General features: G+C 62.3%; 10 protein-coding genes. 3 read left to right on the top strand and 7 right to left on the bottom strand.

All coding sequences use genetic code 11. The features are described from left to right. Positions 1-21 precede the first annotated feature (21 nt). From K3G63_RS23080 to K3G63_RS13320, 4 genes are all read right to left on the bottom strand, one after another. Complete coding sequence (locus tag K3G63_RS23080; RefSeq protein ID WP_220614592.1) at positions 22-1,728, bottom strand: GEVED domain-containing protein; 1,707 nt, start codon at positions 1,726-1,728, stop codon at positions 22-24. A 250-nt stretch (positions 1,729-1,978) separates the two neighbouring features. Continuing rightward, positions 1,979-3,250: a M43 family zinc metalloprotease gene (locus tag K3G63_RS13330; protein WP_220614591.1), complete on the bottom strand. Its 1,272-nt coding sequence runs from the start codon at positions 3,248-3,250 to the stop codon at positions 1,979-1,981. Between the two features lie 195 nt (positions 3,251-3,445). Next, positions 3,446-4,783: a GTPase HflX gene (hflX, locus tag K3G63_RS13325; protein WP_220614590.1), complete on the bottom strand. Its 1,338-nt coding sequence runs from the start codon at positions 4,781-4,783 to the stop codon at positions 3,446-3,448. Between the two features lie 48 nt (positions 4,784-4,831). Next, positions 4,832-5,602, bottom strand: a complete 771-nt coding sequence (locus K3G63_RS13320) for a cytochrome c (protein WP_220614589.1) — start codon at positions 5,600-5,602, stop codon at positions 4,832-4,834. Between the two features lie 150 nt (positions 5,603-5,752). Here K3G63_RS13320 and K3G63_RS13315 point away from each other — a divergent pair, with 150 nt between their 5' ends. Together K3G63_RS13315 and rfbC are read left to right on the top strand one after the other, a co-directional pair. Further along, on the top strand, positions 5,753-6,883 hold the full coding sequence (locus tag K3G63_RS13315; RefSeq protein WP_220614588.1) for a glycosyltransferase family 4 protein: 1,131 nt from the start codon (positions 5,753-5,755) through the stop codon (positions 6,881-6,883). Between the two features lie 51 nt (positions 6,884-6,934). After that, positions 6,935-7,477: a dTDP-4-dehydrorhamnose 3,5-epimerase gene (gene rfbC, locus K3G63_RS13310; RefSeq protein WP_220614587.1), complete on the top strand. Its 543-nt coding sequence runs from the start codon at positions 6,935-6,937 to the stop codon at positions 7,475-7,477. Positions 7,478-7,590: 113 nt separating this feature from the next. Here rfbC and murF read toward each other — a convergent pair whose 3' ends face one another. Next, positions 7,591-8,904 (bottom strand): UDP-N-acetylmuramoyl-tripeptide--D-alanyl-D-alanine ligase, encoded by a 1,314-nt coding sequence (gene murF, locus K3G63_RS13305; RefSeq protein ID WP_220614586.1) that lies wholly within the window; start codon positions 8,902-8,904, stop codon positions 7,591-7,593. A 54-nt stretch (positions 8,905-8,958) separates the two neighbouring features. Between murF and K3G63_RS13300 the strand changes: the two genes are divergently transcribed. Further along, positions 8,959-11,271, top strand: coding sequence for a T9SS type A sorting domain-containing protein (locus K3G63_RS13300; RefSeq protein WP_220614585.1), 2,313 nt, complete (start codon positions 8,959-8,961; stop codon positions 11,269-11,271). A gap of 74 nt (positions 11,272-11,345) precedes the next feature. Here the strand turns inward: K3G63_RS13300 and K3G63_RS13295 are convergent, their stop codons facing one another. Together K3G63_RS13295 and K3G63_RS13290 are read right to left on the bottom strand one after the other, a co-directional pair. Then, the gene (locus tag K3G63_RS13295) at positions 11,346-12,140 is read right to left on the bottom strand and encodes an amidohydrolase (protein ID WP_310794587.1); all 795 of its coding nucleotides are present in this window, start codon (positions 12,138-12,140) and stop codon (positions 11,346-11,348) included. Between the two features lie 328 nt (positions 12,141-12,468). After that, a complete protein-coding gene (locus K3G63_RS13290) occupies positions 12,469-13,626 on the bottom strand; it encodes a methionine aminotransferase (protein WP_220614584.1) in 1,158 nt (385 codons plus the stop codon). Between the last annotated feature and the right edge of the window lie 46 nt (positions 13,627-13,672).

Genomic DNA, 13,672 nt, shown 5'->3' with positions numbered 1-13,672 from the left:
ACTGCCGCGGAAAAGTCAGATTTACTCTTTGATAAAGCGCTGATGCGTTACCTGTTGGCCATCGGCAATGCGCAGGGTGTACACGCCCTTAGCCAGCTGCCCAATGCTAAGCAGGTTGCCATCGAAGCCTACCTGCTTCATCTCGGCCCCGCGTACGTCGAACACCCGCACGGACAGGGCACTGGTGCTAATAGAAGCCGGAATTTCCAGGTTCAGCACGTCGGTAGCCGGGTTAGGGAAAATACGGTAGCCGGTAGCCACGGCTTCGCCCGACTGACGGGCCGTGCCACCCGAAACGGTAATGCTGTAATCCTCCGTTTCGCCGTAGCTGTAGCTGCCGCAGCTGGTAGTGGCCGAGGCGTCGCTCATTACAATGCGCAGGCGGGTTTTACCGGTTTTGGCCGTAGCGGGTACCGTAAACGTGCTGGTTAAGGTGCTGGCCGAAGCGCTGCTGCGGCTGGCTACCAGTTCGCCCGAGTCGGTAAAGTCGCCGTCCTGGTTGTAGTCGATGTACACTTTCCAGTACTCGGTGTAGGCCGTGGAGGCGTAGCCGGCCGAGTAGCTGATGGTTTGCGTGGAGCCTGCTGCTACGGTAGTGCCCAGCGCCGTACCATCGTAGTAGCCGGCGTTAGCGCCCGAGGTGCGGCTGATAGCACCCAACTGCACCAGGTCAATCCATTCATACGAAGTGTTACCCCCTTTGGAGGCGCAGTAGGTAGGTGTGGTGGGGGTAGGGGTAGTGCCCCCGGGTGCCGTACCGCCGGTGGAGGTAGCCAGGGAGGCGCGGGCGCCGCCGGCAGCAAACAGAGCGTTCATGCGGGCCGACTGGCCGTTGGAGAACATGTACATGCAGGCATCGTCGGTGTAGTCCATGTAGTTCATGAACATGTCGCCGTTGCTGCCGTTGGAGCAGGTCACGTGGGGGAAGGAGGGGCAGCCGTAGTTGCTGGTCTGCTGGGTAGGCGTGTCCGAGACCAGGTCGTTGCCGCAGCTGGCGTCGCCCCAGATGTGGCGCAGGTTCAGCCAGTGCCCTACCTCGTGCGTTGCCGTCCGGCCCAGGTTAAACGGTGCCGACGAAGACCCGCCGCGGCCGAAGGCCGAGGTCAGGATAACTACGCCGTCGGTGCTGGCCGCCCCGCCCGGGAACTGGGCGTAGCCCAGTATTCCGCCCGAGAGGTTGCACACCCACAGGTTCAGGTACTTGCTGGCATCCCAGGCATTGAGGCCACCCGTAGCGGTGCTCTTCATAGCGTCGTCGGTAGCCCAGCTGGTTTTCGTGGTCGATTTCCGCTCAATGCCCGTGGTAGCTGCTCCCGTAGGTGTTTGCTTGGCCAGCACAAACTGAAGGTTGGCGTTGGCCGCCAGGCCGGCAAAGGCCGCCGGCGTTTTGCTCGCGTCGGCGTTGGTTTTGCTGAAATCCTCGTTCAGCACGGCAATCTGCGACTGAATCTGCGCGTCGGAAATGTTTTGCGCCGTGGTGTTATACAGCACGTGCACCACCACCGGAATGGTAATTACCGCCGTGCTGCGCTTGGCTGCCGGGTTGCCGACAAACTGCTGGGTTTGACCTTCGATGGCGGCCAGGCGTTGGGCCAGGGCCGGGTCAGCGGCAACCTGGGCAGCCAGGTTTTCCATGGTGGCGCACTGGCGTACCGTTTGGGCTTCGGCCGTAAGAGGAAGGCCCAGTCCGAGGCCGGCCAGGGCTAAGGCGTACATTGTTTTTTTCATAGAAAGGGGTTTTGGTTGTGGAAGGGTAGGTAAAAAGAGGCGTGGGTAAACAGGTGTGGTGGTTGTGAGAAAAGGAGGTCAGAAAGCTAAATTATTGATAATATGTAAATATATAAGCTGTTTATTGATAAAATATGTAAATACTGACCAAAGCGCTGATTCCCGGTATGAAACCAGCTCTCCAATAAATACAAAGTCCGGCCAGCCGGAGCCAGTCGGACTTTGTAGCAAGTAGCTGATGCCAAGTAGCCTATTCCTTGCGGAAGCTCTGGTGCTGGGTCGACTGGCCGTTGCTCAAAACGAGATGATAGAGGCCGTTGGGCAGGCTGGAAACATCCACGCTGCCGTCGGTGGTTGGGCGGGCCTGTTTCATCTCAAAGCCGCGCAGGTCGTACACCTTGGCCTGCCAGTTGCTCGCCGGCGTGTTCAGGCCCGTCCGGATGGTGAGCTGGTCGGTGGCCGGGTTCGGGTACACCGTCAGCGACTCGGGCGAGGTGGCGGCCAGCAGTGGGGCCGTACCGCCGGTGGAGGTAGCCAGGGAGGCGCGGGCGCCGCCGGCAGCAAACAGAGCGTTCATGCGGGCCGACTGGCCGTTGGAGAACATGTACATGCAGGCATCGTCGGTGTAGTCCATGTAGTTCATGAACATGTCGCCGTTGCTGCCGTTGGAGCAGGTCACGTGGGGGAAGGAGGGGCAGCCGTAGTTGCTGGTCTGCTGGGTAGGCGTGTCCGAGACCAGGTCGTTGCCGCAGCTGGCGTCGCCCCAGATGTGGCGCAGGTTCAGCCAGTGCCCTACCTCGTGCGTCGCCGTCCGGCCTTTGTCATAGGGCTTGGCCGTGCCGCCGGGCAGAGAGGAGTACAGTACTACTACGCCGTCGGTGCTGGCCGCCCCGCCCGGGAACTGGGCGTAGCCCAGCAGGCCCTGGCCCAGGTTGCACACCCAGATGTTGAGGTACTTACTGGCGTCCCAGGCATCGTCGCCGCCGCGCTTGGAGTTTTTTACCGCGTCGTTGCTGCTCCAGGAGCTAACCTTCGTCGATTTGTGGATAATGCCGGTGGTAGCGGCCCCGGTAGGCGTGCGCTTGGCCAGGGTAAACTGAATGTTGGTGTTGGCAGCCAGCCCGGCAAAGGCCGCCGGTATCAGGCTGGCATCGGGGTTGAGCTTGGCGTAGTCCTGATTCAGCACGTCAATCTGGGCTTGCACCTGCGCGTCGGAGACATTTTGGGCGGCCGTATTATACAGCACGTGTACCACTACCGGAATAGTAATAGCGGCCGTGGTGCGCTTAGCCGCCGGGTTGCTGACAAACTGCCGGGTCTGGGCCTCGATGTTTTCCATGCGCTTGGCCAGGCCCGGATCGGCGGCTAGCTGAGCATTCAGCACATCCATGGTAGCGCACTGGCGCGATTGAGGTGCTGCCGCCAGACGGTCGGCGATATTTCCCAGTTGGCCTTGCTGGGCCGAAGCGACCGTTGCCATGCAAGCCAGACCCAATGTGAGCGAGTAAAACGTTTTTTTCATGTACACAGAAGTGGTTGTGGAAGGGAAACGAAACTATTACTAAATGTAGGCAACTATTACTTTATTGTTAATATAATGTTGCGTTTCATGAAAATTATTTAAGATAATAGGCCGATGTAGAGTATTTTTAACACAGAAGGCCCGGCGTATACGCCGGGCCTTCTGTGGCAATTCATTGCTCTATGACGGACGTACCTACGCTTCTGGTTCCTCAGATATGGGCTGCACGGCCGGGTAGCGCTCCTGGTAGAGAGCCGACACGTGGCGCGTGAGCAGGGCCCGCAGCTCATCAATGTTTTCGCGTTCCTGCGCCGAAATGAAAATCACCGGGTCGTGCAGGCGGGCCATGTAGGTGGCCTTGAGTTGCTCCAGCGTGGGCCGCTTAGGTAGAGCGTCTTCTTCATCAGTGTTCATTTCCTCGAAGCCCCCGTGGTGGTCTACAACCGGCTCAGAGGTGTACTGATCTATCTTATTGAAGACCAACAGCATGGGCTTGTCGGCGGCTTCAATGTCCTTGAGCGTTTCGTTGACTACCTCAATCTGCTCCTCGAAGGTGGGGTGGGAGATGTCCACCACGTGCACCAGCAAATCGGCTTCCCTGATTTCATCCAGGGTGCTTTTGAAGCTTTCAATCAGGCGAGTGGGCAGCTTGCGGATAAACCCAACGGTGTCAGAGAGCAGGAAGGGCAGCGTGTCCAGCACCACCTTGCGCACCGTAGAGTCGACGGTAGCGAAAAGCTTGTTCTCGGCGAATACATCGGCCCGGCTCAGCAGGTTCATAATAGTACTCTTGCCCACGTTGGTGTAGCCCACTAGGGCTACGCGCACAATGCCAGTACGGGCCTTGCGTTGGGTATGGCTCTGCTTGTCCAGCTCCTTGAGGCGGTCCTTGAGAAAGGCTATTCGGTCGCGCACTACGCGGCGGTCCGTCTCAATTTCCGTTTCCCCCGGTCCGCGCTGGGCCACGCCGCCCCCGCGCTGCTTGTCCAAGTGAGTCCAGAGGCCCGTGAGGCGGGGCAGCAGGTACTGGTACTGGGCCAGCTCTACCTGGGCGCGGGCGGTAGCCGTTTTGGCCCGCTGGGCGAAAATGTCAATGATGAGCAGGGAGCGGTCCACGATTTTGACCTTGAGCTCCGCCTCCAGGTTGCGCAGTTGGGAAGGGGAGAGGTCATCGTCGAAAATGACCATGCTGGCATTCGTGTGCTGCACGTAGGCCTTAATTTCCTCCAGTTTGCCCTCGCCCACAAACGTGCGGATGTCGGGTTTTTCCAGGCGCTGCACAAAGCGCTTGGTCACGGTAGCGCCGGCTGTTTCGGCCAGAAATGCCAGCTCATCGAGGTACTCCTGGGTGCGGGCATCGGCCTGCCGTTTGTCGGGTACGGCTACCAGCACGGCGGTTTCAGCCTCGGCCGTGGTTTCGTAGGTAGCGTCTTTCTTGCCCTGGGCCAAGATACGGCCGGCCCGGCCTTTCACGGTATCGAAGGCGCCGGGGTGGCGGGTGCTGTTCTGGCGGCGTTTAGATTCTTTGGCCATAGTGGGAAAGGTAAAGGGCGGGAGGTAGCGGCGCGTGTACGGCCCGTCTTACCGGAGGGTAAGGGAGTATTCCGCCACTTGCCGGATTTGCTCTTCGGTGAGTTGATCCTTGAAGCCTGGCATCTTGCCGAGGCCGTTGGTTACCATGTACACGCGGCCGGCGGTATTCAGGTTGCTTTTGGTTAGGTCGTGGGCCCCGTTGCGGCCCAGCTTGCCGTCGGGGCCGTGGCAGGCGGCGCAGCGCTGGCTGAACAGCGCCTGGCCTGCCAGCAGCGGCGCGGGAGCCTGCGCATCGGCGGCGGGTACGGCCGCCGCGGCCAGCGTAGCCGAATCGGTTGCCGACAGCTTCCGGGCGGCTACGGTAGTATCAACGGGAGCTACTGCCTCCGGGGTGGCTACGGCCTCGGCCACCCCAGGGGGAACGGCGTACCCGGTGGCCCGCGCCGAGGCTCGCTGCAGCGTGGGGGAGCCGGTTTCCGACAAGCCATACACGTAGAGGAAGCCCAGGAACGTCAGGACCACGCCCGGCTTGAACTGCCGGCGCATGGCGGCAATGGCCAGCGGGAGCAGCACCAGCACCAGGGCCAGCTTCAGCCACAGCCACCCCGGCACGGTGCCCGGATACCAGGCCAGCAGTACCCCACCGGAAACCAGAATCAGTAGGCCCAGCCCGGAGTCGACGATACGGGTGCGGGCCCGCACTGCCCGGAGCGTATCGAGGCGGCCAGTGAGCAGCAGCCCCGCTTTACAGGCGTAAAACAATAAAAAGGCCAGTAGCACCAGCCCGTGCAAGCGTAGCACAAACGAAAAAGCAGTCATAGAAAAGCAAAGATAAAAGGGCCCGGGCGGGAATAGCAGACCGGGCAGCATGGAGCAGGCCGCGGGCAGAAGCTTATTTTCCGGGAGTAGAACCTAGCGGCCTCACCCTCGTACCTTTGCACTCTCTTCCTAGCCCCTGATACCCCAAGAATGCGCGTTGCCATTGTAATTAACACCAGTTGGAACATCTGGAACTTTCGGCGCAGCCTGGTGCGGGCCTTGCAGGCTGCCGGGCACGAGGTGCTGGCTATTGCCCCGCCCGATGACTATTCTGCCCGCCTGGAAACCGAGTTAGGCTGCCGCTACGTGCCCATCCTGATGGAGAACAAAGGCACTAACCCGGTCAAGGACGCCCAATTAACCCGGCGCTTCTACCGTCTCTACCGCCGTGAGCGGCCCGACGTGGTGCTGCATTACACCATTAAGCCGAACATCTACGGCACCCTTGCCGCCAAGCTGGCGGGTATTCCCAGCGTCAACAACGTATCGGGCTTAGGTACGGTATTTATCGTCAAAAACTTTGTGAGCCGGGTGGCCCTGGGCCTGTACCGCTTTGCGTTCAAGTTTCCGAAGCGGGTGTTTTTCCAAAACGACGATGACCGGCAGCTGTTTCTGCAGCACGGATTGGTGGAAGCACGAATTACGGATGTACTGCCCGGCTCGGGCATTGACACCCATCGGTTTCGGCCCGCCCCGCAGTTCGTGCGCCACGAGCCGTTCACCTTCCTGATGATTGCGCGGGTGCTCTACGAAAAAGGAGTAGAAGAATATTTTGAGGCGGCCCGGTTGGTGCGCGAAGCCCGGCCCGGTACCCGCGTGCAACTGCTGGGCGGCATCGACGAATCAGGAGGGGTAGGAGTGAAGCGAGCCGTGTTTGAGCAGTGGCTGCAAGCCGGCCATGTAGAATACCTGGGTACCTCCGATGACGTGGCTGCTCACATTCGTCAGGCCGACTGCGTAGTGCTGCCATCGTACCGTGAAGGCACGCCCAAAACCCTGCTCGAAGCGGCGGCTATGGGCAAGCCCATTGTAACCACCGACGTGCCTGGCTGCCGCGAAACCGTAGTGGACGGCCAGAACGGCCTGCTCTGTGAGGTGCGCAATGCTACGGACCTGGCCGCCAAGATGCGGCAAGTGCTGGAGCTGCCGGCCCCCGAGCTGGAACAGATGGGCCGGGCCGGCCGCCGCCTGGCTGAGCAAAAGTTCGATGAGCGCATCGTGCTGGACAAATACCTGGGGGTAGTGCAGGAAGTAACCCGTTCTCGCGCTGCCCGCGCATAATTCTGGCTAATTTGCAGCCCTGCGCTGCGCAATCACCAAGTTGCTACTTATATGGAGTTCAAGTACTTTGCTATTCAAGGAGTAGTGGAAATTCTGCCGCGGGTGTTTGGCGATGCCCGGGGCGCCTTCTTCGAATCCTTCAGCGCCCAGAAGATGACCGAGGCGGGCATTGTGGGGGAGTGGGTGCAGGACAACCAGTCCCGCTCCGACCGGGGCGTGGTGCGGGGGCTGCACTTTCAGAAACCGCCCTTCACCCAGGCCAAGCTGGTGCGCGTGGCCCAAGGCCGCGCCCTTGATGTAGTTGTGGATATTCGCAAGGACTCGCCTACCTACGGCCAGCACGTGATGGTAGAGCTGGACTCGGAGCGCTACAACATGCTCTACGTGCCCCCGGGGTTTGCCCACGGCTTCACGGCCCTGGAAGACAACACCCTCTTTCTGTACAAGTGCACCAACTACTACGCCCCTCAGGCCGAGGGCGGCCTGCTCTGGAACGACCCCGCCCTGGGCATTCAATGGGGGGTAGAAAACGCTACCGTATCGGCTAAGGACCAAGTGCTGCCTACCCTGGCCGAGCTGAACAGTCCTTTTTAGGGTGTGAAGTTGTGGGATGATGAAATGGTGAGATAGTGAATTTTCTGTTCTGTCATCCTGAGCCTAGGCGCAGGATGACAGCCGCTTTTTAGCTCATCATTTCACCATCTCACTTACACCAACTCCAGCAGGGTTTCCAGACCCATGCCGCGGGAGCCTTTAATGAGCAGCTGGCGGTTGCGCAGCGGGTGGGCCTGCAGCCAGGCAGCAGCTTCCGGCTTGGTAGCAAAGTGTAAAAAGGCCGCGTCAGCGGTGGCGGCGTGGCGCATGTCGTGGCCTACCAGGATGACGGTGCCAAAAGGCAGACTCCGCAACAGCTGACCAATGGCGCGGTGCTCTACCTCGCTTTCCGCGCCCAGCTCGAACATATCGCCCAGGATTACCACCTTGTCGGCGGGGTTGCCGGGGCGGGCTGCAAAGCTGTTCAGGGCGGCCGTCATGCTGCTGGGGTTGGCATTGTAGGCATCCAATACCAGCTCATTGTGGGCCGTGCGCACCAACTGGGAGCGGTTGTTGGTGGGTGCGTAGCCTGCCAGCGCGGCCGCAATGGCGGCGGGTTCCACCTGAAAGTAGGCGCCCACGGCGGCGGCGGCCGCCAAATTGGGGAAGTTATAGCCGCCCGTAATCTGCGCCTCCACGGTGGTGCCTTCAAATAGGCGCAGTACTACCTGCGGATCGGCGCGGAGCAGCTCGGCGGGGTACGTATCCAGGGGGCCGGGGTAGGTCACCTGCTCCGGCACGGCTGCGCCCAGCTCTGGCAGGCGGGCATCCAGGGTGTTCACGAAAGCAACCCCGCCCACCTGGGTCAGGAAGCGGAACAGCTCGCCCTTGCCCCGCACAATGCCCTCAACCCCACCAAAGCCTTCGAGGTGAGCCTTGCCGATGTTGGTAATCAGCCCATGGGTAGGCTCGGCCAGGCGGCAGAGCAAGTCAATCTCGCCCTGGTGGTTAGCGCCCATCTCCACAATAGCCAACTCATGCTCGCCGGGCCGGATGCTGAGCAAGGTCAGGGGCACGCCAATGTGGTTGTTAAGGTTGCCGCGGGTGTACTGCACTTTGTAGCGCTGGCTAAGCACGGCGTGCACCAGCTCTTTAGTGGTGGTCTTGCCGTTTGAGCCGGTAATGGCCAGCACGGGCATAATCAGCTGGTGACGGTGGTAGCGCGCCAGTTCCTGCAGGGCCAGCAGCGGGTCCGGAGCGAAGGTGTAGCGCTCGGGGTCCCGCGCGGCCAGGGCTTCATCATCCACTACGGCGTGGCTGGCGCCTTTGGCCAGGGCCTGGGGGGCGAAGTCGCGGCCGTGGAAAGAGGGGCCATTCAGGGCAAAAAACAGGGTATTGTCCTGGGGCTGGCGCGAGTCGGTGCTGACGGCCGCGGCGGCGCGGTAGTGGCGGTAAAGCGCCGCGAGGTCGGGCAGGCGGTTTTGCATGTAACTTAGAGCGGAAGAAGTGTGTTCGAAACTCGGACCATAACGCCCGGATGCATGCGCCAGTACTATACCCTTCGCCTTCTAGCCGCTCTGCTCAGCGGTGTCACCTTGCCGGCTTCGGCCCAGAGCAGTGCGTCCTTCGGCTTTGAGTACCGGGACGTGGCAAAAGTAGTGCACGGCACCTATACGCTGCGCAACCCGTGGGCAGGTGGGCTGAATTCGCCCCAGTTTTCCAACATCGACCTCAATGCCGACCAGCAGCCCGACCTGTTTGTGTTTGACCGGGCGGCGGGCCGGGTGTTTACGTTCCTGAGCGTGGCGGAGGCTAGCGGCCGGGCCTGGCAGTACGCCCCCGAGTACGAAATGCTGTTTCCGGGCGGCTTGCAAGGCTGGGTTCTGCTGCGCGACTACGACTGCGACGGCCGGCCCGATTTGTTTACCTACGCCAACGGCGGCGACATCCGGGTGTACCGCCACGTGCCTGATGCCCAGGGGCGGCCCGGCTTTCAGCTCGTTACCAACCAGCTTACCTACTTCGAGCCCGGCCCGCTGGGCGGCGACATCAACATTACGGCCGGGGGCTACAACATGCCCGATATCCGGGACGTGGATGGCGACGGGCGGCTGGACATTGTGACCTACGACTTTGCCTCGTCGGCGCCGGCCGTAAACTACTTTCGCAACAGCAGCACCGGGGCCTGCGGGGGCCTGCAGTTTGTGCAGGGCTCTTACTACTGGGGCGGCTTCGCGGCCTGCCTGAGCGCCTGCACCAGCTTTGTGTTTGCCGCCGACCAGTGCCGCCCTCTGCCCCGGCCCCAGCACACCGGCGGCTTCAATATTACCCTGCTGGACCTTGATGGGGACGGGGACCAGGACGTATTGACCGGCCGCGACAACTGCCCCGAGCTGCTGAGCCTGCGCAACGACGGCACCGCCCAAACGGCCCTGATGACCAGCGCGGGCCTGAGCACTGGCTTTCCGGCCGGTACGGCCGCGGCCCGCGTCCCGAACTTTCCGGCCGCTTACCTCGCCGACGTTACCTTCGATGGCCGTCCCGATGTGCTGGTGGCTCCCAACCTCTACGACAACGTCGACAGCGTGGAAACCCGGCAGTCGGTGTGGCTGTACCGCAACGCGGGCTCGGGCACGGCACCTACCCTGGTGCGGGAGCAGACTGATTTCCTGCAGCGCGACATGCTGGACGTAAGCGAAACGGCTGCTCCTGCCTTCGGGGATATAGACGGCGACGGGCTGGTGGATATGCTGGTTGGGGGCGTGAGCCGCAACAACGCCACGGCTGCCTACCGGGCCAGTCTGAACTACTACCGCAACACCGGCACGGCCGCCCAGCCCATTTTTCAACTCGTCAGCAACGACTACCTGGGCCTGGTTAGCCGCAAGTTCATCTTCCTTAAGCCCGCGCTGGTTGACCTGAACCAGGACGGAGCCCTGGACCTGGTGTACTCCGCGGCCCGACCCGGGGCCACGGCCTCGCAAGGAGCTGTAAATGCGCTGTACTACGTGCTCAACACGGCCCGGCCCGGCCAGCCGGCCGCGTTCAACCCGGTGGCGGCCGGCACGTTGGCCAACATGCCCACCAGCCTCGGCGACGCGCCCTGCTTCACGGACGTGGACGCCGACGGGCGAGTAGACATGCTGCTGGGCACCAACTACGCCGATGTTCCCTTCGGGGCCCTGCGCTACTACCGCAACGTAGGAGCGGCGGCGCTCAGCCAAACCTTTGTGTTGCAAGAAGCTGACTTTGGGCAGCTGCGAACCAGCACCGGCAGCCGGCCCAGCAACCTGCACCCTACCGTGGCCGATTTCGACGGGGACGGCCGCCCCGACCTGCTCACGGCCGAAGCGTCGGGGCAGATTCGGTTCTTCTCCAACTACCGGGCCCTAACAGGAGCCTTCACCGCCCGCACCGATTTGTTTTACAACCCCCTGGTCGGGCAGTTCCAGGCTGGGCGCTTCGGGACGGCCGCGCGCTTCCACTACGCTCCCGCGGCCGCCGATGTAACCGGCGACGGGGCCCCGGAGCTGTTCCTGGGGCTGGAAGGCGGGGGCATCATGAGCTTCGGCACCCGCAACCGCCTCGTCACGGCCGCGCAGCCTACCCGCGAAACCCTACCCCTGCAGCTGTACCCAAACCCGGCCGTGGCTACCGTAACGGTGGAAGCGCCTCAGCCCGTGCGGGCTACCGTGCTCGACCTGACTGGCCGGATAGTACGCCCCGCTACGCCCGCCGCCCGCCGCCACCAGCTTGATATAGCGGGGCTAGCCGCCGGTATCTATATAGTGCGCTGCCAGGCTCCGAGCGGCGAAACGGCCGTGCGTCGGCTGGAGGTAATCAAAGGCAGGTAGCAGGAGCCGGCACGCCACACCACCGGGGCTGGCCGCATTAGGTAGCCCCGGTGGTGTGTTCTAAACCAAAGGGCTTAGCGCAACACCAGATTCTGCAACTCGAAATGGTCGCCGTCGTGCAGGGCGGGGAACCGCTCCCGGAAGGCTTCCAGCTCGGAGCGGCGCAGGGCCCGGGTAATGCTGGTTTCCTGGTTGCCAACCTCCACCAAGTACTCGCCCCGCATGTCCAGCAGGGCCGAGTCGCCGGTATAGGTTTGGCTGTTGCCATCGAGGCCCACGCAATTCACTCCCATCGTGTACGCCAGGTTCTCGATGGCCCGGGCCCGTAGCAGCGTTATCCAGGCGGTGCGGCGGGTAGCGGGCCAGTTGGCCACGTACAGCAGCAGGTCGTAGGGGTTGTCGAGCGGGTTGCGGCTCCACACCGGAAAGCGTAAGTCGTAGCAGACTAGCGGGCAGATGCGCCAGCCGCGCCACTCCTCAATCAGGCGCTCCGTGCCGGGCGTATATACCTTGTGCTCCCCGGCCATGGTAAAGAGGTGGCGCTTGTTGTAGTGGCTGATGGAGCCATCGGGGCGCACCCACAGCAGGCGGTTGTAGTAGGCCTCCTGGTCCTTGATGATGAGGCTGCCTACCACCACCGCGTCGCGGGCGGCGGCCAGTTGGCGCATCCAGTGCGTGGTTGGGCCATCAACGGGCTCGGCCAGGGCAGCAGCGTTCATGCTGAAGCCGGTAGTAAACATTTCCGGCAGCACAATCAGGTCCGTCGGAATGGATATTTCATCAATATGACGGCCTAGCTCCTGGCGGTTGGCGTGCGGGTCATGCCATTGCAGGGAAGTCTGGACGAAAGAGACAGTCAGATCAGACACGGCAGCAGGTGTTAAAGCAAGTTAGAGTAAGGAAGTATACCGAAAAACCCTGAGATACTGGAGATAAAAATGCCAGCAAAGCCGGGGCCACCGGCTTCTGCTCCGGGCAAGCCTAGCTCAACGCTAGTCCGGTGTCCCAACCGGCCTTGGCCCCTACTTCCTGCTCCATTGGCTGAGCACAGCAGCAACTGCTTTACCACGCGCGGCGGCCGCTACCCCAGGTCTGCCTGCGGGTAACCGTTTGGCATTCGGCAGGAGCCGGAAGGTATACGCAGTGCTGGCCTCCACCGAGAAGAAACCTCAGCGCATGGCCAGAAGAAAATACTGCTTAGCCTTGTAGCAGCCGCTCGGCAGCCGCGCGCAGGGTAGCCTCCTGCTTGGCGAAGCAAAACCGGACCAGTCCGTGGTTCTGGCGGTTGTGGTAAAAAGCCGAAATGGGCACTACGGCTACCCCCGTTTCCTGGGTCAGGCGGCGGGCAAAGGTTTCGTCGTCGAGGTCGGGGGCCAGGGCCCGGTAGTCAGCCACTTGGAAGTAGCCGCCCTGCACCGGCAGCAGCCGGAAGGCCGTGGGAGCCAGCAACTCCCGGAACAAGTCGCGCTTCTGCTGGTAGAAAGCGGGCAGCGCGGTGTAAAGGTCTTCGGTGGGCAGCACGTCGGCCAGGGCGTGCTGGGTAGGGGTGCTTACGCTGAAGGTCACAAACTGATGCACCCGGCGCAGCTCCGTGGTCAGGGCCGGCGGGGCCACGCAGTAGCCCACCTTCCAGCCGGTGGCATGGTAGGTTTTCCCGAACGAAGACAGCACAAAGGCCCGCTCCCGCAACTCGGGGTGGGCCACCACGCTATGGTGAGGCTGCCCGTCGAAAACCATGTGCTCGTATACTTCGTCGCTGAGCAGCAGGGCAGGCGTGTCGCGCAGTAGCCCGGCCAGGGTGTCCAAATCGGCGGCCGTGAGGGTAGCCCCGGTGGGGTTGTGGGGCGAGTTAAGCATTACCAAACGGGTGCGGGGCGTGAGGGCCGCAGCCACTTGGTCCCAGTCGGGCCGGAAGTCGGGCAGCTGCAAGGGCACGTACACGGGTACGCCGCCCTGCAGGCGCACGGCTGGCGCGTACAAATCGTAGGCGGGCTCCAGAATCAGCACTTCGTCGCCGGGACTGACCACGGCAGCCAGCACGGCGTACAGGGCCTCGGTGGCCCCGCTGGTAACAGTAATTTCGGTGGCCGCATCGGGCGAGTAGCCGTAGAGGCGGGCCGTTTTCCGGGCAATGGCTTCGCGCAGCCGCAGTACACCCGGCATGGGTGCGTACTGCTGGTGGCCGGGCGTGAGGACGTGGCGGGCCAGGGCCTCGCGCAGGAGCAGGGGCGGGTCGTAGTCGGGAAAGCCCTGGGCCAAGTTAATGGCTCCGCTGTCGAGGGCCAGCTGGGTCATCACCGAAAAAATGCTGGTGCCCACATCGGGCAGCTTTGAAGCGAGGGAAACGGGGGGCATGCGCAGTAGGGAGTAGAAGGCAGCTGCCAAAGTACAACCCCGGCGC

Origin of the sequence: Hymenobacter sp. HSC-4F20, from assembly GCF_019599275.1 — a bacterium.
Lineage (GTDB): Bacteria > Bacteroidota > Bacteroidia > Cytophagales > Hymenobacteraceae > Hymenobacter.
The sequence above is the reverse complement of the archived record's forward strand: the minus strand, read 5'-3'. Positions and strand labels throughout refer to the sequence as shown.